This is a genomic window from Vibrio sp. D173a (genome assembly GCF_030248475.1).
Map to the genome: position 1 here is coordinate 1 of NZ_JAHGAH010000394.1, position 674 is coordinate 674.

Annotated in this window: 1 pseudogene; it reads left to right on the forward strand. The window is 49.1% G+C overall.

The features are described 5' to 3' along the window. Positions 1-674 (forward strand): annotated as a pseudogene (locus tag KIV40_RS26155) (ATP-binding protein); the annotation flags it as partial.

The window sequence follows — 674 nt, forward strand, 5'->3', positions numbered from 1 at the left end:
GGAGGATGCGACTGAAATCCAAATCATCAGTCAATTACGCGGTAGTCAAACCACCTATCTGATCGCTGTAGATAATGGGCAACGTTTGGTGAAACCTATGATGGGTGGTCTGTCTGCTCTGATTCGTTTAACCAATTTGATTCGACGCTCGAAGAAGAACCATCGCGCAATTATCTCGATTGAGAAAGCAAGCTGGCGCTTTGTCGATCGAGCACGAGGCGAAAGACTGCTGTTTGACTGGGTCGCTTTTCTGCCTAAATGGAGTGAACAACAGATCGCTTCACTGTTGGATACACGCATCAATCAATCTGATGACTACACCGTAAGCTTTGACGGTCTGGTGGTACCGAAACAGTGGGATCAGCAAGACGTCACCGAAGAGGAACGCGCCAAGCAAGGCTTCTATCGTATCCTATGGCATTACTCAGATGGCAACCCAACCGTCGCGCTAAGGTTCTTTCGTTTCTCCCTCAACCGCAACAAAGATACCGATCAGGTGATGGTGAGGCTGTTTCACGCGCCTGAATCTGAAGAGCTTGAGAAGATGCCTAAGCCTATGCTCGCTGTGTTGCGTTCGATTGTTCAGCTTGAGATAGCGACGCCTGAGGAGTTATCAGAATGTACACAGCTCTCTATCTCCGAAGTGACGGGTATCCTGCGCTACTTCCAAAGCC